Here is a 20,810-nt window from a genome sequence, read left to right on the forward strand (position 1 = left end):
CATCTTCTTGCCCTTCCGGCTCCTCCGGCAGGGTTTCTTCATTTTCCATGGACTCTTAACCTCCTTTATCAAGACTTGATAGAGGTATTATTTAACTTATGCCGATTTTTTATGTGTTTCCACTCGAGCTTTGGTCCGTGCTTCAATCCAAGCCGTCATTCCAATCAAGCTGATCATGGCTATGACGACGAATACGGGAAATCCGCTCCCGGTATAATGACCTATTTCCATCATAATTCCCATAAGTGCTGATGGCAGCAGCGGTTCCCCGTAAGCTTCCCACCAATCCAGCGTAAAGCTCTCCAAGTAGAAAAACCAAATCATCGACAACGCTGATATTGCCCAGCCGCCCGTATAAATCCAAACGGCTAGAACCGGGTTATTAGAAGCAATGAGCGGTACAAGGGTAATGACGAAAATACCGGCTACGATCATGACCCAGAAGTTAGCTTTCGTTCGGCCGATCCCGGCGAGAATATTGCCTCCCAGTCTGCTGACGGAGGAGAAGAATACACCAAGTGCCAAGAGCCGGATATAGATGGCCGATTCACCGGTTGCATATTCCGCGCCGAACAGAAATCCGTTTATTTGATCGGGGTACATACAGATCAACAACGTCAGCGGGTATAAAATAATATTGTTATAACGAATACAGAGCGTCCCCCTGCGCTTGCTCTCCTGGAGATTTTGCGAGCTTTCCGCAACGAAGGGAAAGGTGACGATCATAAACGCCCAGGTTACGATTCCGATAAACCCCGTAATTCTAGAGGCATTAGCCAGGTGACCGACGGCAACAACCGATGTCGAACCGATCATCATCACCAGAAACGGCTGCTGGAACGCTTTCGCAATGTTTCCCGCCCATAGAGGTACGCCGTATTTCATCATCTCCCTCAGCTCGGAAAGGGGCAGCGGGCCAAACCATCGGGGCCGATGGACCGCATGGACTCTCCAGCTGGTGATCATGGCTGTCAGGACGGCGCCGATCCCCATCCAGAAGGAAATCCCCCAGAGCACATCATGATCCCCGAATAGCGGCCAAAGGACTCCGGCAATCGTACCGAGTGTGGAGAAGGTAGTCATAATAACCATAAAAACCGCTTGCGTAGCAAAGTTTCGGTTACCGGAGAACGAGGATACCCCCATATTGACTATGGAGTTAAATATAAACATGATGGACCCAAGCACAAGAGCTGTCTGTAGGGCAGGGAGCCGATACACGCTAGCCAGCAAAGGGGAAAGGGCAGCCACAATAAAACTGATTACGATGCCAAAGAAGGTACTTCCCGCCAAGGCATAACGAAATTTATTTTGTACGGCTTCCTGCGTATTTGTCGAAAAGGTATACACCAAGGCAGAGTTAAACCCGACATTAAGGAATAGAGCGATCATGCCGAATATTTGCAGGAGCAGGTTTACCTCCCCGAATTGAACCGGATCGTTGACCATCCTGGCAATGATAATACTGCCTACGGTTTGGAGCAATTGATTGATGAATAAACCAATGACAATGATGGATACATTGCGAAGTAAAAATCGTTGATGCTCGTTGAAATGAAGCCATAATTTTTGCATTCGTGCGGCCACCTTCTTGTTGAATCGATTCTCGGCTGATTGACTGAAGCACCGGAGCTTGTTTATGATGATTTATCGTACCAGACGGATGATCAGGTGACAATGATCATATTTTGCGCTTGCCCATGGAAAAAAGCTTACCGTGATGTCTGAACACAGACAACGATAAGCTTTTACCTTTAGGGGAGTAGACCTATTTGAAATTCATTACCTTGTAAGCTCTTTTCTCCAAAAATCAATTACCGAATGGTTCGGTAAATGCACGGAAGCCCAAATATTACGACGTTGAAAGCCCATGCCTTCCATAAAATGTACCGTTGTTCCCACATCGGCATTATCGACCCTCAGTTCCATGGAAACTGCATGGCTCATTATAAATGTTAATTGTTTCAATTGATCAGGTTCCATTTCAGAATGAACCATGTGCAATCACTCCTTGCCTTGAGATAAAGCCGTTGAAAGAAATGATTCCCTTATAATCCGAAACTGATTCTTTCAATGAAATACCAATAAGCACTTAGACCAATGAGTCAAAGTGCTTATTTTGTGAAAAGATATATATGAACGGGTTACACATAGAAGGTATGGTTGCCTATGGTAACCGTTGGTTTCGCATTTTTATTAGGATGGCGCTCTGCAATGTCCATATTGGCAAAATAAAGCGCCCCATCCGTGGGATCGTTGCCGTTAATGGCTTCTTTGGCCGCGTCATATGCGGAATCAACGGGCTGCTTGTCAATCTCCCCATTGCGGACAGGCTGAAACTGTCCTTTTGCATAAATCACATCGTAAATAGAGCTTCCAAAGTTGTTTTCTACTCTGTTTAAAACAACGGCCGCTACAGCGACTTGTCCTTGATACGGTTCGCCTTTGGCTTCCGCACTGACAATTCTCGCGAGCAAATCAATTTCTTCATCCGAAATTCCAGCATTTTCAGACGTAGCGGCAGGCGCCAGTGTTGCCGGTTCAGGCTCGGGCTGCTTAGTAGAAGCTTCCATTGCCTTGAAGGCTGTAGCTTCTGAGCCTAGCTGATCCATGATCACTTGCGTATCGCTTTCCGTTTGAATAGCTTCAACACTTACCGTAGAAGGTGATGGCTGAATCGTATTCTCATACCCTGTAGAATTTGCTTTATTCGCAACTACAAGGGCGTTGGAAAGGATGAAGGCAAGCAGGGATGTTACTACTGCTGCTTTTCTCACTTTCTCACCGTCCTATTCGTTTTGAAAAAACCTTCTCATAGAGTAGGATTTACTTTTCATCGAAATATTATAGCTGAACCACGGACGGTTTGCCATATGGAAAAAATGGAAACGTGCACTGCGAAGCAATTCAAAACGTGTATATTTTTATTATTATTTATAGATTTCCCTCATTTATTTTACGACTCTCCAACGGTAGTATGTGGTTACAACTTAATTGCATATATAACCTAATGGGAGTGAAATGAATGGCAGAACGAACATGGATGACCGAAAAAAAGCGAACGAATTCAAAAGGCACCCGAAGCTTTAGCAGATTTAAAGAACCCCTATGGGGCTATGTGTTTATCTCTCCATGGTTGATAGGTTTATTTTTACTAACCGTCGGGCCGATGTCCCAATCCTTTTATTTATCGTTAACGGAATACAATTTGCTGGAGCTGCCGGTTTGGGTCGGGCTTGAGAATTACAAGGAAATTTTGATGGAGGACCAAGTGTTTCGCAAGGCGCTTCAAGTCACGCTCACCTATGTGGTGCTGTCGGTGCCTTTAAAGCTGTTTTTCGCATTAATGGTAGCCATGCTTTTATTTAAAGGCATTCGCGGCATGTCCCTGTTTCGAGCTATATTCTACTTGCCTTCCCTTGTCGGAGGTAGTGTGGCCATTGCAGCAATATGGAGAAACCTGTTCGGCATGGATGGCTTTCTTAACAAATTCATCGGTATGTTTGGGCTCGAGGGGCTGGACTGGATCAATACTCCAGGGACAGCATTATACACTTTAGTGGCGCTGGCCGTATGGCAGTTCGGTTCCTCCATGGTGATCTTCTTAGCCGGCTTAAAGCAAATTCCACGCGATCTTTATGAGTCGGCTTCCGTCGACGGAGCATCGAAATTTCGTTCGTTCTTCTCCATTACACTGCCGATGCTGACGCCGATTATTTTGTTCAACCTTGTTATGCAAATGATCGGAAGCTTTCAGATGTTTACTCAAGCGTTCGTAGTTACGAAGGGCGGTCCTATTAATTCTACGCTGGTATATGCTCTGTATTTGTACCAAAAAGCATTTGCTTACTTTACGATGGGCTACGCCAGCGCACTTGCATGGGTGCTGCTCTTGATTATCGGTCTATTTACAGCACTGGTGTTCTGGTCGTCCAAAAGGTGGGTTCACTATGAAAACTGAAGTAACGAGCGGGGTGGCTGAACTATGAGACAAACGAGACTAATTCATTACAGTTCCTTGATTATCGTCAGTATCATTATGATTTACCCCATTTTCTGGTTAATTAGTAACGCTCTGAAATCCAATGAAGAAATTCCGAAATCCAACCTCATTCCGTCAAAATTTCGTTGGGAAAACTTCTCGGACGGGTGGGTTGCCATCCCAGATTTCAGCTTCGCGCACTTCTTTTATAACTCCCTGTTCATTGCTGTACTTTCTGTAATCGGAACCATCTTATCGAGCGCATTCGTTGCGTTTGGTTTTGCCAGGCTTAGCTTCCCTTTGAAGAGCATGTGGTTTGGCATCTTGATGCTGACGTTGATGCTGCCGACTCAGGTAACGTTAGTACCACAGTATATTTTGTTTAAATACTTCGGATGGGTAGGGACCACGCTTCCCCTGATTATTCCGCATTATCTCGCAGTAAGCCCGTTCTTTGTATTCTTAATGATTCAATTTATCCGCGGCATCCCGAAGGATCTTGATGAATCCGCGAAGATCGACGGGTGCAGCACGCTTGGCATTGCTTTTAGAATTGTACTTCCCTTGTGCACACCGGCCTTTATTACGACGGCTATCTTCAGCTTCATATGGACCTGGGACGACTTTCTCGGACAAATGATCTATTTAACGGATACGGAAAAATATACGGTCCCACTGGCGTTGCGTTTATTCCTAGATAATACGTCCGTGGTGACTTGGGGGCCAATGTATGCCATGTCCCTGCTGTCAGTGCTTCCTTGCTTCATCATTTTCCTAGTCGCACAAAAATACTTTGTGGAAGGAATCAGTACGACGGGCATTAAAGGGTGATGGTTTACAAGCTTGTTGAAAGGTCTTATGCTAAAGGGAATATGCTGACAACAGGCGGTAGTTCCGAATGAAAAATCCATTTAAAACGTTTTCATTTCAAGTAACCTTTTTTACTTCTTTTATCATTCTATCCGCGTTATTACTATCCGTTCTCGGGATTACAAGCTATTACATTACGAATCAGGAGGTCGTTCAGCAGACGATCTCTTCGAGAAAGCTTTTGCTGGGCGAGATTAACAAGCAGCTCGATTATCAGCTCCAATCGGTCGAATACGATTCCTTAGTTTTGGCCAGCAATCCCAAGCTAATCAACTACCTGCAGCTTAACGAAAATTCGTTCGAGCGGATCGGCCAAAACTCGGACATGATCGATTTGCTCAGCCGGCAAAGTTATGTGAAGGAAGGAATTCAATCCGTTCAGTTGTATGCCAAAGATTCGTCCGTGAACATTCATGTTGCCTCAAGCGGCGTGTACGACTACCGAATTTTGCAGAACAGCTCCTGGTTTCATCAAATTAAAGACGCTGATTATTGCTGGATCGGCATTCATGAGCTCGAGGTGCCCAGCTATCCGGTGGATGAACGAATGGTCGTAAGCTTTGCAAGAAAGGTTCTTTCGACCTCGGGTAAGGAAGTAGGCGTGCTTGTAATCAATATGAAAGCTTCTTTTATTCAAAAGCTGACCGCCAGCAGTGCCTCAGAGGCGATGCGCTTCCTTTTGGACACGAATCACAGGCTGATTGTCCAATTCGACGGGATTCAACGTCCTTCCATTCCTTATGAAAACATAAAAGCTGCGATAACAGCCATTCTTGACGAAACCGGTTCCTCTGACGAGCAGGCTGCAATCACTCATTTACTAGATGAGAAGAGTTTGGTCATATGGAATAAACAGCAAAGAACGTCTTGGGTTACTATGGATATTATTCGATGGGAAGACATTACGAGAGGCAGTCGCCGAATCGAGAAAGTAATCATAGCTGCAGCTGCTTTATGCATTCTGATTGCGGTGATCATGGCTTATTTCTTATCCAAACAATTCGCTGCTCCAATTCGCAAGCTGATTCAGAGCATGAAATTGCTGAAGCTCGGCAGATGGGATGTACTCATCAAGAATGAATACCACAATGAGTTCGGCCATTTGAACGAGAACTTTAACCAGATGGCCGTGCGCATTGATCAATTGATTGTCCAGGTGAACGAGCAGAACCGCCGGAAACGTGAAGCGGAAATTCAAGTATTGCAAGAGCAAATCAACCCTCATTTTATATATAACACCTTGGATATCATGAACTGGCATGCGATTGAATCGGGTGCCCACGGGGTCAGTCATATGCTTTCTTTGCTTGGCAAAATGCTGCGAATCGGCCTTTCCAGCGGTGCCTCCTTTATCAATGTGCAACGGGAGATGGAGCATCTGCATTGTTACGCTGAGCTGCAAAAAATTCGGTATCAGCAGCAAATCCAATTTATCATATCCGTTCCCGAAACGTTACATCATTATTATATTCCTAAGCTGATCATACAACCGTTTGTGGAGAACTCGCTCCTTCATGGACTGCATTCGAGCGACAGCGGCATGATTCGAATTTCCGGATCGGAAGACGAGAATAGCTTGTATTTTGTAATCGAAGATGACGGAGAAGGAATGGACGTGGAAGCGGCGCTGCATCGAGAACACAACGGGATTCGTAATGTGCATGAACGAATTCAACTTTATTTTGGTGAAAAGTATGGTGTGGAAATCTCAAGCAAGCTGAATCATGGAACCAAAGTCACCGTATCGCTGCCGAAGGTATTATCGGAGCCAGAAAATCAACCGGAGGGGAATACCCATGATGAAAGCCGTTATTATTGATGACGATATGACTACGATTCAGGGATTGACCCGCTCCGTAAGATGGAGCGACTTTGGAATCCAGGTGGTAGGAAACGCCAAGAACGGGAAGGACGGCCTAGAGCAAATTCGGCTGCATCGACCTGATATAATATTAACCGATATCTTTATGCCCGTGATGGATGGCATCGAAATGCTTAAGGCTGTCCGAGAAGAAGGTAATCACGCGGAAGTGATTATCTTAAGCGGTTATGAGGATTTTAAATATGCACAATCCGCTGTGAAGCTCAAGGTGAACGATTATTTATCCAAGCCGGCTACGCTGGAAGAGATCGAACGTGTGTTAAAGGAAACGGTGGACAAACTCAATCTGAAGGAGCAATCAGATAAGGTTGATAAAGAACTTAGGGAGCTGTTGGAATACAACCTGCCTACGACTAGACAGCAGCTGTTGAAGGGCCTGCTAGAGCCTGAGTTTTGCCACTCGGCGTTTTTCCGTAAAGTGTCAGATTATTTGGAAATGGACTTTACAAATCAATGCTTTACCGTTGTGCTGATCGAATTTTTCATCAACCGAGAACGCACCTCCTACAAGCCGAGCGAATTGTCACTGTTTGCCTATGCCGTCAAAAATATCGTGGATGAGCTGTCGCAAAATAAAAAAGGGGTCTATGTGGCGGACATACAGCGAAATGTTATTACCGTGATCGTTTCGACGCCTGCGCACATGAAAAATGAGTATGCAAAGCGCTGCGCTATACAAGCGGCTATGGAGTTTCTGGAACACATCCAATCGTATTTAAAGCTGAAGGTATGGGCATCGGTCGGCATGGTCGCTGATGACGTCAAGGATATTCCCAAGTCCTATTCGGCCGCTGTCGATTTGCTTGCTGAACGGGTAAGGGTATCGGACAAGCAGCTGATCACGGGAGAGGATGTACTGGAAAAAGGGAAGGCTGCTTCACGACGCCCGATGGAATGCTATCAAGCCATTGCCGACGCTGTCATTCTGGGGCAGGAAGACCTGGTGGAAGAGAGAATCAACGAATTGACGAAAGCGCTTCATCATGAGCCTGCCCCCAGCATTAACGTACTTAGGGAATTTGCTATTGATATCGTAGGGATTATTGCTCTCGGATTGCACGACCACGGCCTGCAAATCGAAGACATTCACTCTGAATTTAATGTATATAGAGAGCTCGAGCGGCTTTATAGTATTCAGGATTTTGCAGCATGGCTGCGGGAGCTTCTCATTCCAATCAGCGAGGTCATGAACCGAAGGGGATCCCAGAAGCATAGGAAAACCATTGATTTCATTATGCGTTATGTGCAAGAGCACTACGCTGAAGAAATTACGCTGGACGTCATAGCCGAGAAGGTGTACTTGACGCGTAATTACTTGAGCCAAATCTTCAAGCAGGAAACCGGGGAGAACTATAACAATTACTTGACGCGGATCCGTATGGATAAAGCCAAGGAGCTAATGCTGTCTGGAAACTATAAAATATTTGAAATCTCCCAAATGGTCGGGTATAAGAACAATGCTTATTTCAGTCAGCTCTTCAAAAAGCATACAGGGCTGAATCCTTCCGAATTCAACAATTAAGAGCGTATATTCTTAGTATATTTTATAGATTTCTCTTATTTTGATACAAATCCGAAAATCCTATAATGACATTGTAAGAAAGTAAAAAACAAGGGGTGTATCGACTATGGCAAGGCATCATTTTACGGGCCGCAGATTTTTAACCTCGGTTCTCACTTTGACCCTACTTGGAGGAATTGCAGCCGGTTGTGTTCCTACGGAGAAGAAAACGACCGGACAATCGGCTTCAGGTACAAACGACAAGCAGGCCAAGAGCTCCCAAAACGTGGAGCTGCGTTTCGCGTGGTGGGGCAGTCAGGGGAGACATGACCGAACGTTGAAGGTAATCGAGAAGTTTCAACAGCTTCATCCGAACATCAAAATCAAGCCGGAGTATTCGGCGTTCGACGGCTATTGGGAAAAGCTGTCCACTCAGGTGGCAGGCAGCAACACGCCTGACATTATGCAGATGAGTATTCTGTATATCAAGGAGTACTCGGATCGAGGGGTACTCGGCGATCTCACGCCTTATACCGGCAAGGAAATTCAAGTAGCGGAGCTGAATGCGGATGTTCTAAAAAATCAGGGAACGGTAGGCGGCAAGCTAACCGGATTGCCCGTCTCCGATAACGCGGCTGTCCTGATCTACAATAAGGAGATGTACAAACAGGCTGGAGTAGAGCCGCCCAAGCTGGATATGACCTGGAAAGACTATTTCGATAAAGCGAGAGAAATGAAAGCGAAGCTAGGCGATAAAGTATACGGTGCGTTCGACATGTCAACCTCGATGGAAGCCTATATGTATTATTTGTTCTCGACCGGGGACACGCTCTACAAGAACAACCGGATCGGCTATAACGATCAAAGCTTCAAGAATTGGCTTAAGATGTGGGACGACGCCCGTAAGGAAGGAATCATACCGCCGGCGACCGTGACGGCTTCGTTCCTGCCTATTGGCAATGCAGACCCTAATAAGGATGCTTTGATGAAAGGCAACGTGCCGATAATGGGACCACAGTTCACGGCCACGTTCCCTGCATACGAGAACATAATGAAAGACAAGATCGACATGGTACCTATTCCCAGGGATCAGAAAACGGGAAGTGCCATCCTTCCTGCGATGTTTCTTTCTACGTCGGCACAAACGAAACATCCGAAGGAAGCGGCAATGTTTCTTGACTTCTTCCTGAATTCTAAGGAAGCGGCGGACATTTTGGAAATGGAGAGAGGGCTGCCGGAAAACAAGAAGATTCTGGAATATCTTACTCCCAAATTCACCGATCGCGACAAGAAGATGGTTGCCATGCTGCAGCATATCACTAGCATCCAGCCGTCCATGTATGATGGCGGACCGAAGGGCACAGGAGAAGTGTCGAAGCTGTTCGAGCAAACGGTACAAAAACAACAGTTCGGTAAATTGACAATTGATGAAGCGGTCGCGGAATTCCGCAAGGAAGCTGATAAAGTATTCGAAAAGAACAACAATTGAGGGTATAGCTTGACTACAGAGGGCCGCTTTTGAGCGGGCTTCTGCATTTTGTACCCGAGTACAGAAAGGAATGAAGCATTGTGAGCACAGGCAAGTTTTCCATTATCGGTTGTCAGCATGTACATATTGGCATATTCATCGGGGAAATGTTAGAGCTTGGCTATAGCTGTAGCGGCATTTATGAAAAGGAAAACCATGAGTTAGCCCGCAGCATCGCTGATAAATTCGGCATCCCCTTAGTGGAGGATAAAGAAGCATTGCTGGATAAAAGCGTTACTATCGTTGGCTGCGCCTCGATTAACGAAGAGAAAATCGACGTGATCGAATTGTGCGAAAGCCGTGGTAAGCACGTTATGATCGATAAACCAGCGGTAACCAGCGCTGACGGGCTTGAACGGCTGAAGGCCGTTATTGAGAGAGAACGCATTCAAATCGGCATGCTGCTTACAGAGCGGTTTCATCCCGCCGTTTACACCTTGAAGCAGCATATCGACCAAGGCCTCCTAGGTGATATTGTTTCAGTCGGTATGCGCAAGCCTCACCGATTGGATGCGGAGAAGCGCCCGGAATGGTTTTTTTCCAAGCTGCGATCCGGTGGTATTTTGATCGATCTGCTCGTTCACGATTTCGATCTGCTTCGTTGGTTTACCGGCAAAGAAATCACAACGATGGGCGGTTATATCGGGAAGACGCTCTTACCTGAGCACCCAACCTTCTATAATTCGGTGAGTGTCCAAGTCGTTATGCAAGACTGCATCGTTGGCCAGCTTTATGCCGACTGGCATACGCCGAACGGAAGCTGGACGTGGGGAGACGGGCGCATTTTTGTGACAGGCACGGAAGGCTTTGCCGAGCTGCGTCTCGCCGGCGATCCGTTGGTTCGAGAGGAAGCCCTGATGATTCAAGTAACCCATAAGGAACCGACGGCGTTCGTTCCGTTGCAGCAGCCTCCTTGGACCATAACGGAGGATTTCATTCGACGGATAGAAGGCAGCACATCGATTTTAAGCCATCAAGACATTGTAAAAGCCTGCGAGGCCACCATCGCTGCGGACGCACTTGTAACCTGCTTGCACATGAACGAAAAGGAGCAACAGCAATGAGTGAAAACAAAAAAACCAAATTTGCCATTGTCGGTTGCGGCGTGATTGCAGAAGTGCATGCCAATGCCATTCGCGAGGTAGTGGAGGCCGAACTGGTCGCCGTTTACGACAAGGACTCTGTTAAGGGGAGGAGCTTTGCCGACAAGCATGGCGCCAAGCCATATGTGCAGCTGGAGGAAATGCTCAGGAATGAAGAGATCGAAGTGGTATGCATTTGCACGCCAAGCGCTCTTCACCCTGAACAAACGATACTGGCAGCCCAAGCAGGCAAGCATGTGGTCGTCGAGAAGCCGATGGCGATTCAGCTCGCTGACGTTCATCGAATGATTCGCGAGTGCAGGGAAAAGGGCGTGCTGCTGTCTACCATTTTTCCTCGCCGCATGTCGCCGGCTGCACAGTTTGCCAAAAACTTTATCGAAAGCGGCGGATTGGGGAAACTGAGCCTGTGCGACGCATATGTGAAAATCTATCGCAGCCAGCAGTACTATGACAGTGCCGGCTGGAGAGGGACATGGGAAATGGACGGCGGCGGAGCCATGATGAATCAAGGCATTCACACCGTTGACCTGCTGCAGTGGCTCGCAGGCCCTGTTACATCGTTGTACGGCCGGACCAAGACGCTGCTCAGAACGATCGAAGTGGAAGATACCGCCGTATCCTTACTCACCTTTCGGAACGGGGCGATGGGGGTGATGGAGATCACGACGACCGTGCAGCCGGACCTTGGTCAACGTTTAGAAATCCATGGGGAAAAGGGTACATTGATTATCAAAGAAGACGATATCGAGCTCCTGAGGGTGAATGGGGAAGAGGTGCGGATTCCCGCATTCGAGCCCTTCAGCGTGATTCCTGATGGACATCGCATGCAGCTGCGGGACATGGCTCTTGCCGTGAAGCAGAAGCGTACACCGATCGTGTCAGGCGAAGAAGGAATTCATTCACTTGAAATCATCCTCGGAACGTACGAATCTTCGAGGCTTCAAAGCGAAGTCATTCTAGGAAGCGGGAGCCTATGAAGCTGCGGGGCAAACGATATGATACTTATGAACCGGTTGAAGTGGACATCTGTGACGGGTTGGTCACTTCCATCAAGCGAATGGAGGGGGAGGCTGCAGGGCTGCCTTGGCTCTCGCCCGGTTGGATCGACCTTCAGGTGAATGGGTTTAGCGGGTTTGACTTTAACGGTGAGACCACCTCAGTAATTGATGTAGCGGGAGTCACGGATGCCTTGCTGACGAAAGGGGTGACCGGTTATTTACCGACCGTCATAACGGGCAGCTATGAGCGAATTAGGCAGGCGATGGTTGCGATCTCCGATGCCTGCGGTCTGTACCCCCATGTGAATCGGTCAGTGCTTGGTATTCACTTGGAAGGTCCGTATATTTCAGCCGAAGACGGTCCGCGCGGGGCGCATGATATAGCGTACGTAAGGGATCCGGATTGGAAGGAGTTTATCGAATGGCAGGAGGCATCGGGGAACCGCATTCGGCTTGTGACAGTAGCTCCGGAAAGAAGGGGGGCCATTTCCTTTATCAAGAAGCTGAAGCAGGTTGGTGTTGCAGTGAGCATAGGCCATACTAACGCCAATCCAGTTGAGATAGAGCTGGCAGTTGAAGCAGGTGCAACCTTGTCTACACATCTCGGCAACGCGGCGCATCCGTTTCTTCCAAGACATCCCAATTACATTTGGGATCAATTGGCGGAAGACCGGCTGTGCGCCACCTTTATCGCAGACGGACATCACTTGCGTGCGCCGGTATTAAAAGCCATGTTAAGAGCTAAGCGCGACAAGTTTATTTTGGTCAGCGACAGTGTCAAATTCGGAGGAATGCAGCCAGGACGGTATTCCAGTGTGATTGGAAGCATGGTCGAGCTTCATCCTGACGGTAAGCTTACGCCGGTTGAGAATCCATTGATTCTGGCAGGCTCGGCGCAAGCATTGGATGTGGGCGTCGCTAACGCCGTATGCTTGGCCGGGATTACGTTGACGGAGGCGGTGGAGGCTGTTACGGCACGCCCGGCTCAGGCGCTCGGTTTACCGGAAACGTGTTGGCTCCAACAGGGGAATATGGCGAATTTCACCTTGTTTAAGAGCCCTGACGAAGCGGGGACTCTGCAAGTAGTAACGACGGTAATTGGTGAAAGATCATTGGGAGGAGAAGGGACGATATGACTATATTCATAGCACCTGATAAAAAATGGACGGTTGACAAGCTGCAAGTCCAAGTCTACCCTGGACGTAGCGAGCTTGGTATATCCGCTGCCCAAGAGGCAGCGGAGGCTATCCGTGAACGATTACGAGAGCAGGATCGAGTACGTATCGTGTTTGCAGCGGCTCCATCACAAAATGAATTTCTCGAGCAGCTGTGCCGTGAGGAAGGGATTGACTGGAGCCGAATTACGGCGTTTCATATGGACGAATACATTGGCTTGCGGAAAGGTGCGGCACAGCGATTCTCCGAATTTCTAAGGAGAAATATCTTCGATAAGGTATGTCCGGGCACAGTACATCTGATCGACGGCTGTGAAGATGTAGAAGCGGAATGCCGTAGATATGAGGAGCTGATTCAGGAAGCACCAATTGATATCGTTTGTCTCGGTATTGGGGAGAATGGACACATCGCCTTCAATGACCCTCCCGTTGCTGATTTCGCAGACCAGGAGATGATCAAGCCGGTTCCGCTTGAGGAAGCGTGCCGACTACAGCAAGTGAACGACGGGTGCTTCCCGGATTTGAGTTCGGTGCCGACACACGCCATTACGCTGACGATCCCGGCGCTAATGTCCGGTAAAAGGCTGTTCTGCATGGTGCCAGGTCCAACCAAGCGTCAAGCAGTACGCAATACGCTAACTCAACCTGTATCGACTGCGTGTCCGGCTACGGTTCTTCGCAGCCATCCCAATTGTACGTTATATGTGGACGTTGAGTCTTACGACGACGGAGAACTGGTATAAAAAGAAAAAAGCCCCCCTAAAAGTAGTTATTTCTTTGGGGGGGGAAGTGTTTCAGGGGTATAAATGGAACCTTGTATTTGTGTCCTATAATATATATTATGTAACCTAATTGAGAAGTCAGGCGTACCCATAAGAAATACCTGACATGTCCGATAAGATTCATTATTAGGACCCATTAGCTGCTAAGGTGACAATAATATCGTGGTTCTGTCCCCGTAATCCCGGATCCCGTTCCTGTAAGCCATTGGAACGGTTCTGTAATATCGGCTGCGTCCTCATAATCTAAATTTTTGGATCCACGCCCCTTGGGAAAATACCCAGCCTGTAAGAGATCCAAGTAGTAAAAACAAACCTTACAGGCTGAGCGAGATGAAGCTAAACGAGTGAAGTAAACTCATAGAACAACCCAAACTAGAAAAAGTTATTTTTACATTGCTAAGTTTCCTGTGCTTATGTATACAATAATACATTAATTCCCTGACATTAGTCTGTCAGGGAATTAATGTTCTCATAATAACAATTATATGTCTTAGAGGATATGTATTTATGTATCAAGCATATTTAGTAGATTTATTATTAATCTTTGATTGTTAAGTGGATCTATAAATCCCCCGTTATAGCGAGATACCGTTCCCATTTACTTGAATTTAAATGACCAGTTAAAGTGAAATATTTCAATAAATTCGATGATATTGTTTTATATATTCAGCAACTTTATATAATTCTGGATGTAAGGATGCTTTCGATATTCCGAAACGTGATAGTTGATCTATTATCTCTCGTTTACTATTTCCATCAACAATAATTCTATAAGATAACTCTGCTTCCCGATCGTGGTATGTCTTTTCTATTTTTATCTCATGATTTTCTAATCCAAAAATAATAAATGCTCCGCTTTGCCTGATTATCCGAGCATTTGTCTTCCGGGGAGTAAAATAATAGTTAATCAATAAATCAGATGGCTGAATTATATTTTCAAAAGCTGTCGTCACTATTTTCTGGATCCTGATCTATTTTCCCTTTAGCCTCAGCTGCAAGTTTTGAAATGGATTCTTTCTCATGATTATCAAATCTCGGTAAACTTGACAATATTGATACGCAATCACTGTCAAATTGCTTGATACTTGACTTATCAGTCTTAATTACAAAAACTACTCCATCTCGATCATTGTGATTTTCACATGCGAAGTATAAGGCTACCAAAGCATTACTTGTTACATCCAGTAGTCTTGTAGGAACACCATAATGTTGCATCTTAGAAAGAATCTCATTATGAAACTTACAATTATCAAATTCGTGAGAGCATTCGATCATTACTTCTGAATATATCTCATGTTCTCTCAAACGAAAGTTTTCTCTAAGAACTGAGGGGACAAGTTTATATTCTATGTCACTTTGTCCTCTGTAAAAAATATTGCCCGCCATCTTTTCATTTAATCTTGGAAGTTGCGAAAAAAAGGTTTCCACACTGTTAACTTTGTTATTCATAATTACCCTCCGGTATAAAATTATCCTACTTTAAGTTTAACTTTTCGTTATCAGGATTGTCTTTTGACATGCGTATAAAATTTTGCTTGTAAAGTGACAAATACTGAATTAATTCAATTTGTATGTTAAATATTCAACAGAAAGACTTAAAATCCTCCAAAATATAACAAAAACCTCCCAAGATATTCTCAGGAGATACTACCAAAGTCACATAATAGTGATTATGTTCTACTTGTGAATGTGCCTCCTTGGCTAAATCTCTTTGTGATCTAATTTTTAGTTTAACGAGAAACATTTTTTACCCCAGCCGGACCTATACTTATACTTATCTCTGATGTCAAAGTTTCAAAATATGAAAAAGAAAAATGCGCATACACTTGGTACTTGTTAGCCAAGTGTATACGCATTTTGTTGCGTATTACTCACTAATATTTCTAACCGCTTGCAACGAGATGAGCTGCAACAATTCATGCATAAATTCTTTAGAAGCATCCTTTATGTTTAAATTAATTATATCCCCATTATTTAAGTGAACAATGATTACTTCCGGCTCTCTAGAATGTATCTGTTCTGAAGTCGACATCCCATCTGTAACGTTCGATTCAATTTCAATTGTATTATGCAGAGGCTCCGACATGGGCGCAGGAACCGGGATATCATGAACCGCTATGTCCGTACCCGATTTGCTCGCTTCATCAGTCTCCTCATAGTCCGCTGCATCCTCCTGAATCGCTTCAAGCGGCTTCGCTGCCGGTACGTTCTCGCATACTGCCTTTTTCGACGGGACGGTATCTTGCGGTGTAGGGTCGATCAAGTAGAGTTTCGCGTATTCGCTCAAACATTCGGCAAAATATGTACGATACGGAGCGATGACCTGATTGGCAACGGACTCCAAGCTTGACCCGCCGCTATTTTTCAAATCCTCCAAAACACGGGGACTTCGGAGCTCCTGATACAGACGCTCAAGCGCCATAACCGATTGCTCCCATTGCCATTTCCAGAGGTGATAATATATTCTCTCCACTACTTGTTTCAGTAAGGTGCCGTCATAAATAAAGTCAATTTCTCTACCAATTATTTTTTTAACTGTGTCTTGATATGAATAAACATCCGAAGCTGCACCGCTCCAAGCGGATCTAATATACTTGCCCCGGCGGTGAGTCTCATTCATCAGCTGTGTAGACAAGGATACAAGCTTGACCCTGGTTTTGTCCGAATGATGCGCAGGGTTATCCATTTCAAAGGACCTACTAAAAGGCTTCCGAAGCTGCACAGCCGGCGAAAGAGCAAGCTTCACTCCATCGGCCTCCAGCATTTCCTTCATTTCGTCATGAAAGCTTTCTACATACAGTTCAAGCTTTTTTACAGTAGTTTTGAGTAAATGAGGATTGGCCAACAAATTGGAATGCTGCTTATCCAAGTACTTCGTAATCTCTTTCTTAATTGCGGTGAAGTCCATCAGCACCACCTACACAATCCAAACAATAACGTTTTGACGCTGTTGCTCGGCCCTTTCCAGAAAAAAAGCTGCTTTTTCCATAACGCTGCCCTTCGCCTGCGCGCTCATCAACCCGGCCAAGACGCTTTCCAGCCTCGAGAACGGAATGCAATTGCTGCGGAGAAGCTGCCCGATCTCTTCGTTTTCTATTTTAGAGACCGTGGCTTCCCACTCTTCGATCTGACCATCATTAATAAAGCCCAGCAGTACACCGGAAGCCGTCAGCTCTGCTTGAATGGTATTTTTAAGCTCCGTTCGCTTCGTCAGCGCAATCATCCGCTGCTCCTTCTCGAGTCTCGGATGAAACAACTGCTTTGTAAGCTCGCTATACTGCTTAAGCTTGTCCTCCAACGCAGTGAAGGTTTCCGAGCTTACGCCATAGTATGTTTGTCTCATGCCTTCCCCTCCCCGCTAGATCTTGAGTGAGCCCAGCAACCCTGCTTGCAGCTCGGTCGATGATATATCGGCAACGTAGATATGGCCACCCTTCTCTGCCAGCTGCTTTTCAAACTGGGCTCGCACATCGGTGCTTAGCTCCAAGTAGTCATTCGTTACTACTACCAGTGAATTGTCCCCATGACCCTCTACTTGTCTCAGGATATGGCCCATTTCATTACGGATGTAGTCGGAGGAGCCGCACTTCGCTTCGATGTAGAGGTCCTCTCCTTGCCCTATCTCCAGGTCCCCGATTCTAATATCCTCAAGCGCTCCGCGCATCACGATATCCGGCTTCGTAGCGCCAAACTCCGTTTGGACTACCTGCTGCTCAGCATCGGCCGTTTCGAACTGGTCCATCAGCGAATGCTTCAGCTCCTGCTCGAAGATGGTCCCCTTGTACCGGTCAAGCGTTTCGAACGCCCGCTGGTACTCCAGCTCTGAGGGATTACCCGAGAGCACCTCTTCCTGCCGCGACAGCACAGCGTCTACTTTCTCATTTCCTTCACGTATCCGATTAATGTAATCGGTATCTGCAAATTCCTTCGTGCGCTCATTAAGTCCAGTATCATCGGTCATATACGGAGCTGCCTCGTTCGGTGCCTCAAGGTCGGAATCTGTGTTGTCCTTAAGCTTCTCCTTGGACTCGATCGTATCCTCGGTGGTGATAGCCTCTTTATATTCATCCAATGAATCCATCGATTCCATGGGGAGCTTCTCAATGGACTGCTTTACAGTCTCGGCGGCTGCACCTGCTTTTTTTACTCCTTCGGCAATAAACTCAAACATCGCTGTCACCACCTAGCTTTTGTTTATTAAGCTCTAACAGCAAATATTCTTTCTTATATGTCTCATAATCCTTCGATACCAGCTCAAGACAGGATTCCACGTACCGTTCCACAAAAATTTGCTTGTTGATCTTTTTCGTCATCTTAGCGTTCTTTTTAATCGTATAGTACAGGCCATGCTGAATAAAGGTGAAGACAAAGTGCTCGACGTCGATATTCAAGTCGAAACCGTACTCGCCGGCAAGACGAAGCACCTCCTCCTTCGCATTGCCATAATTACGCTGAAGATGGATCAGGCTGTCGTCGATCAATAGACGATAAAATCTGCTTACCGCAGCAATCAGCTCACTGTAGGTATTCACATTTTGCAATATGATCTCCGCAAGCGGATGTATGGGTTCCTTGTTGATGCCTAACGTGTCGTTCGATACATAGTCGTCGTTTATCATACGATCATTGACATAACCCAGATGTGCTTTGCCATGATGCATTTGCAGATGAGACGGAGTATCCATTCCATCCGAATAGATCAAGGCCGACCCATTCGTCAATTTACTGATGAAAGTCGTCTTTTCCATCGGCAGCGCCAGTGAATTCGCAACATACTCCGCATCATCCTTGGAAACGATCCGGTGAATAATTTTGGTATTCGTATTTTTCAGTACATCCGGTGCGAGCTTCGTAGGAACCTGATCTACAATGATCATTCCTTCGCCGTACGCTCGAATCTCAGACAAAATATGACTTAAGCTTTCAACGGCCTTCCCCTTGATATTGACTTCCTCTTGACTGCCCTGCTGATTCACGTTGGCAAAGATGCGATGGGCCTCCTCAAACACCAGCAAGTGTTTGAGCTCTCCTGAGAAGGGAAGCTGCTGCACCTTAAGATATTCATAGATAAATACGGAGATGAGTCCGATCACCAACGACTTCTCGTCATCGTCCGCCACAGCCTCCAGCTCCAGTACGGTGGGATACCGAAGCAGCTCCTGGATATCCATCGTATCCACCGTGTTGAGCATCCAGCCCTTGCCCCCGGTCATCAGACTTTTGATACGCGTGAGAAGCGCAGCGCGAATGTTCTGCATCTGCTCCTGTGCATAACCGAGCTCCCTGGTATAGGAATCAATCTCATGATATAAATCCTCTACCGTGGGAAAATATTTATGGTACAGCTGCGGATCGCTCTGATATATATTGCGGGAAGCGCTAAGGCTCCACCCTTTTTTCATATAAACATTCGTGATGCATTGCTCCAATATATTCGGCATGGAGGCGTACATCGTGAAGGAAGCATTGAAGATGACCTTCAGATTGTCGATATGCTGCTGAATATGTACACTGGGCGGAAAATAAAACGGATTGATCCGCAGCGGGCTGACCGACTCATTGCCAAGCGTATACACTCGAAGGTCAGGAAACGATGCTTTAAGCATCCGATACTCTTTCTTGGCCGGCTCAATAATAAGGAACGGTACATTTACGCTTTGTAAGATGGTAAAGACGGTGTTGGTCTTGCCGCTGCCTGTAATTCCAGCCACAAGCATATGTCTGACAAGCTGCTCCCGATCCATGGAGAACGTTGTCGCGGTAAGCTTGTCGCCGTCATACACCCTACCAAGAACGATACCCGATCGGGGTGGAGGATTCTGACCGAACCGGGGCGATTGGGTAAGCTCGTAGCCGTGAATTTCTTCCTTCGGCAAATCCCAAGCATATGCCAGCTCCTCCCCAGTCAAGAAGCTGAACTCCCGGAAATCTTCGCTGCTTAGACGGAAGCCGTGTTGAATCGAAGCCTTGTCCTGCCAACTGATCGTCTCATATGATCTGCTAAGCTTCAGCAGCTGATATGGCTCTACCGCGCCGGGACTATAAGGGGAACGGTAGACTTCGGCCATGGCTGTCAGGTCGGCACTGTCGTGAGCGTAGAGGGAGATCGATGTCTTCCATAACCCGGAGGACAGCGCAGCATTCATCCGTTCCGCATGTGTCTCGAGCAAGCGGTCGAATTGAACCGCCTCGTGCTCCGCATATTGTATATTGGTCGTGATAGTTTCCGTCATTCCTCTTGAATCCGAGCTGGTACTTGTTGTTCCTTCACTCAGCGTACTCCCTGAATTGACGAGAATCAGATTGCCTCCGCTGTTGCTCGCATCCGTCATCGTTTCTCCATGACTTGAGGAATACGTCTCAGATTCCGCCCTACTCTCGGACCTGCTTAAGCTTAAGCGCTTGGAATTGGTCGTTCTTAGCTCGGTTATGTGCTGCAGCTGCTGAAACACGGCAGCCCTGTGGACAGGCCTGGCGACAATCTCCAGCATTGCGTCTTTCCCTTGAATCATGCGAAGAAACGGCTCGATATATTGAAAGCGGGCTGATTCATTCTTAACAGGAATACCGGTGACGAGGAGCTGCTCGGCGAACTCCTCATGCGCGGGCCGCAGCGCAGCCTCTTCATATTGCACCGACTGAAAAAAAGCGCTGAAGCGATCCGCTATGGAACTGCCGCTTCTAATCTTTTCTCCTATAAATATCGAGATCGTCCGATTGGAACGATCGCTGCGAATTCTCAGCACAAGCGGGGATTGCTTATCCGAGCAAGAAGCGATGAATTGCTGAATCCGCTCATGAACGAAGCTCTGTAGCTGCTCCTTACTCAACTCGTCCGTCACGGTGATTCTATGGATTCGGTAGAACCGATAGCTTTCCATCGGCACAGATGGATGGCTGAAGCGGCTTTCCTGCAAATGAGCCTTAAGCCGCTTCCATTCACTGATTTGCTCCATACGGCAGATGCAACTCTCTTCCTACGTTATGAT

18 protein-coding genes are annotated in these 20,810 nt (G+C 46.6%); 9 read left to right on the top strand and 9 right to left on the bottom strand.

The annotated features are described in order from the left end of the window. Positions 1–96: 96 nt before the first annotated feature. From RAC89_RS00265 to RAC89_RS00275, 3 genes are all read right to left on the bottom strand, one after another. On the bottom strand, positions 97–1,575 hold the full coding sequence (locus tag RAC89_RS00265; protein ID WP_306611049.1) for an oligosaccharide flippase family protein: 1,479 nt from the start codon (positions 1,573–1,575) through the stop codon (positions 97–99). A 207-nt stretch (positions 1,576–1,782) separates the two neighbouring features. Continuing rightward, the gene (locus RAC89_RS00270; RefSeq protein ID WP_306611050.1) at positions 1,783–1,998 is read right to left on the bottom strand and encodes a hypothetical protein; all 216 of its coding nucleotides are present in this window, start codon (positions 1,996–1,998) and stop codon (positions 1,783–1,785) included. A gap of 146 nt (positions 1,999–2,144) precedes the next feature. Beyond that, the gene (locus tag RAC89_RS00275) at positions 2,145–2,777 is read right to left on the bottom strand and encodes a cell wall hydrolase (protein WP_306611051.1); all 633 of its coding nucleotides are present in this window, start codon (positions 2,775–2,777) and stop codon (positions 2,145–2,147) included. 248 nt (positions 2,778–3,025) lie between these two features. On the opposite strand from RAC89_RS00275, the gene RAC89_RS00280 reads away from it, so the two are divergent. The 9 genes from RAC89_RS00280 (at position 3,026) to RAC89_RS00320 (ending at position 13,782) form a co-directional block, all read left to right on the top strand. After that, a complete protein-coding gene (locus tag RAC89_RS00280) occupies positions 3,026–3,961 on the top strand; it encodes a carbohydrate ABC transporter permease (protein WP_306611052.1) in 936 nt (311 codons plus the stop codon). Between the two features lie 24 nt (positions 3,962–3,985). Then, a complete protein-coding gene (locus RAC89_RS00285; protein ID WP_306611053.1) occupies positions 3,986–4,813 on the top strand; it encodes a carbohydrate ABC transporter permease in 828 nt (275 codons plus the stop codon). Positions 4,814–4,880: 67 nt separating this feature from the next. Next, positions 4,881–6,671, top strand: coding sequence for a sensor histidine kinase (locus RAC89_RS00290; RefSeq protein WP_306611054.1), 1,791 nt, complete (start codon positions 4,881–4,883; stop codon positions 6,669–6,671). Then, positions 6,649–8,256: a response regulator transcription factor gene (locus tag RAC89_RS00295; RefSeq protein WP_306611055.1), complete on the top strand. Its 1,608-nt coding sequence runs from the start codon at positions 6,649–6,651 to the stop codon at positions 8,254–8,256. Before RAC89_RS00290 ends, RAC89_RS00295 begins: the two co-directional genes overlap by 23 nt. 106 nt (positions 8,257–8,362) lie before the next feature. Continuing rightward, positions 8,363–9,724, top strand: coding sequence for an ABC transporter substrate-binding protein (locus RAC89_RS00300; RefSeq protein ID WP_306611056.1), 1,362 nt, complete (start codon positions 8,363–8,365; stop codon positions 9,722–9,724). 80 nt (positions 9,725–9,804) lie between these two features. Next, on the top strand, positions 9,805–10,827 hold the full coding sequence (locus RAC89_RS00305) for a Gfo/Idh/MocA family protein (protein WP_306611057.1): 1,023 nt from the start codon (positions 9,805–9,807) through the stop codon (positions 10,825–10,827). Continuing rightward, positions 10,824–11,843: a Gfo/Idh/MocA family protein gene (locus RAC89_RS00310; protein ID WP_306611058.1), complete on the top strand. Its 1,020-nt coding sequence runs from the start codon at positions 10,824–10,826 to the stop codon at positions 11,841–11,843. Before RAC89_RS00305 ends, RAC89_RS00310 begins: the two co-directional genes overlap by 4 nt. Continuing rightward, the gene (locus tag RAC89_RS00315; protein WP_306611059.1) at positions 11,840–13,000 is read left to right on the top strand and encodes an N-acetylglucosamine-6-phosphate deacetylase; all 1,161 of its coding nucleotides are present in this window, start codon (positions 11,840–11,842) and stop codon (positions 12,998–13,000) included. The genes RAC89_RS00310 and RAC89_RS00315 overlap by 4 nt, the downstream gene beginning before the upstream one ends. Further along, positions 12,997–13,782 carry a glucosamine-6-phosphate deaminase gene (locus RAC89_RS00320; RefSeq protein WP_306611060.1) on the top strand — a complete coding sequence of 262 codons (786 nt, stop codon included), beginning with the start codon at positions 12,997–12,999 and terminating at the stop codon, positions 13,780–13,782. Before RAC89_RS00315 ends, RAC89_RS00320 begins: the two co-directional genes overlap by 4 nt. 674 nt (positions 13,783–14,456) lie before the next feature. Here RAC89_RS00320 and RAC89_RS00325 read toward each other — a convergent pair. From RAC89_RS00325 to RAC89_RS00350, 6 genes are all read right to left on the bottom strand, one after another. Further along, positions 14,457–14,774: a hypothetical protein gene (locus tag RAC89_RS00325; protein WP_306611061.1), complete on the bottom strand. Its 318-nt coding sequence runs from the start codon at positions 14,772–14,774 to the stop codon at positions 14,457–14,459. After that, positions 14,758–15,270 carry an FRG domain-containing protein gene (locus RAC89_RS00330; RefSeq protein WP_306611062.1) on the bottom strand — a complete coding sequence of 171 codons (513 nt, stop codon included), beginning with the start codon at positions 15,268–15,270 and terminating at the stop codon, positions 14,758–14,760. The genes RAC89_RS00325 and RAC89_RS00330 overlap by 17 nt, the downstream gene beginning before the upstream one ends. Positions 15,271–15,688: 418 nt before the next feature. After that, positions 15,689–16,738 (bottom strand): hypothetical protein, encoded by a 1,050-nt coding sequence (locus RAC89_RS00335; RefSeq protein WP_306611063.1) that lies wholly within the window; start codon positions 16,736–16,738, stop codon positions 15,689–15,691. Then, the gene (locus RAC89_RS00340; RefSeq protein ID WP_306611064.1) at positions 16,739–17,164 is read right to left on the bottom strand and encodes a hypothetical protein; all 426 of its coding nucleotides are present in this window, start codon (positions 17,162–17,164) and stop codon (positions 16,739–16,741) included. It abuts the gene before it with no gap. Positions 17,165–17,179: 15 nt separating this feature from the next. After that, complete coding sequence (locus tag RAC89_RS00345) at positions 17,180–17,992, bottom strand: hypothetical protein (protein WP_306611065.1); 813 nt, start codon at positions 17,990–17,992, stop codon at positions 17,180–17,182. After that, a complete protein-coding gene (locus RAC89_RS00350) occupies positions 17,985–20,777 on the bottom strand; it encodes an ATP-binding protein (RefSeq protein WP_306611066.1) in 2,793 nt (930 codons plus the stop codon). The genes RAC89_RS00345 and RAC89_RS00350 overlap by 8 nt, the downstream gene beginning before the upstream one ends. Between the last annotated feature and the right edge of the window lie 33 nt (positions 20,778–20,810).

The organism is Paenibacillus sp. GD4, from assembly GCF_030846225.1.
Lineage (GTDB): Bacteria > Bacillota > Bacilli > Paenibacillales > NBRC-103111 > Paenibacillus_G > Paenibacillus_G silviterrae.

What these genes read in the sequence shown, in the direction of transcription:
- RAC89_RS00265 (WP_306611049.1), bottom strand. Translation starts at nt 1,575, where the DNA reads ATGCAAAAATTATGGCTTCATTTCAACGAGCATCAACGATTTTTACTT.
- RAC89_RS00270 (WP_306611050.1), bottom strand. Translation starts at nt 1,998, where the DNA reads ATGGTTCATTCTGAAATGGAACCTGATCAATTGAAACAATTAACATTT.
- RAC89_RS00280 (WP_306611052.1), top strand. Translation starts at nt 3,026, where the DNA reads ATGGCAGAACGAACATGGATGACCGAAAAAAAGCGAACGAATTCAAAA.
- RAC89_RS00285 (WP_306611053.1), top strand. Translation starts at nt 3,986, where the DNA reads ATGAGACAAACGAGACTAATTCATTACAGTTCCTTGATTATCGTCAGT.
- RAC89_RS00290 (WP_306611054.1), top strand. Translation starts at nt 4,881, where the DNA reads ATGAAAAATCCATTTAAAACGTTTTCATTTCAAGTAACCTTTTTTACT.
- RAC89_RS00295 (WP_306611055.1), top strand. Translation starts at nt 6,649, where the DNA reads ATGATGAAAGCCGTTATTATTGATGACGATATGACTACGATTCAGGGA.
- RAC89_RS00300 (WP_306611056.1), top strand. Translation starts at nt 8,363, where the DNA reads ATGGCAAGGCATCATTTTACGGGCCGCAGATTTTTAACCTCGGTTCTC.
- RAC89_RS00310 (WP_306611058.1), top strand. Translation starts at nt 10,824, where the DNA reads ATGAGTGAAAACAAAAAAACCAAATTTGCCATTGTCGGTTGCGGCGTG.
- RAC89_RS00315 (WP_306611059.1), top strand. Translation starts at nt 11,840, where the DNA reads ATGAAGCTGCGGGGCAAACGATATGATACTTATGAACCGGTTGAAGTG.
- RAC89_RS00320 (WP_306611060.1), top strand. Translation starts at nt 12,997, where the DNA reads ATGACTATATTCATAGCACCTGATAAAAAATGGACGGTTGACAAGCTG.
- RAC89_RS00330 (WP_306611062.1), bottom strand. Translation starts at nt 15,270, where the DNA reads ATGAATAACAAAGTTAACAGTGTGGAAACCTTTTTTTCGCAACTTCCA.
- RAC89_RS00340 (WP_306611064.1), bottom strand. Translation starts at nt 17,164, where the DNA reads ATGAGACAAACATACTATGGCGTAAGCTCGGAAACCTTCACTGCGTTG.
- RAC89_RS00345 (WP_306611065.1), bottom strand. Translation starts at nt 17,992, where the DNA reads ATGTTTGAGTTTATTGCCGAAGGAGTAAAAAAAGCAGGTGCAGCCGCC.
- RAC89_RS00350 (WP_306611066.1), bottom strand. Translation starts at nt 20,777, where the DNA reads ATGGAGCAAATCAGTGAATGGAAGCGGCTTAAGGCTCATTTGCAGGAA.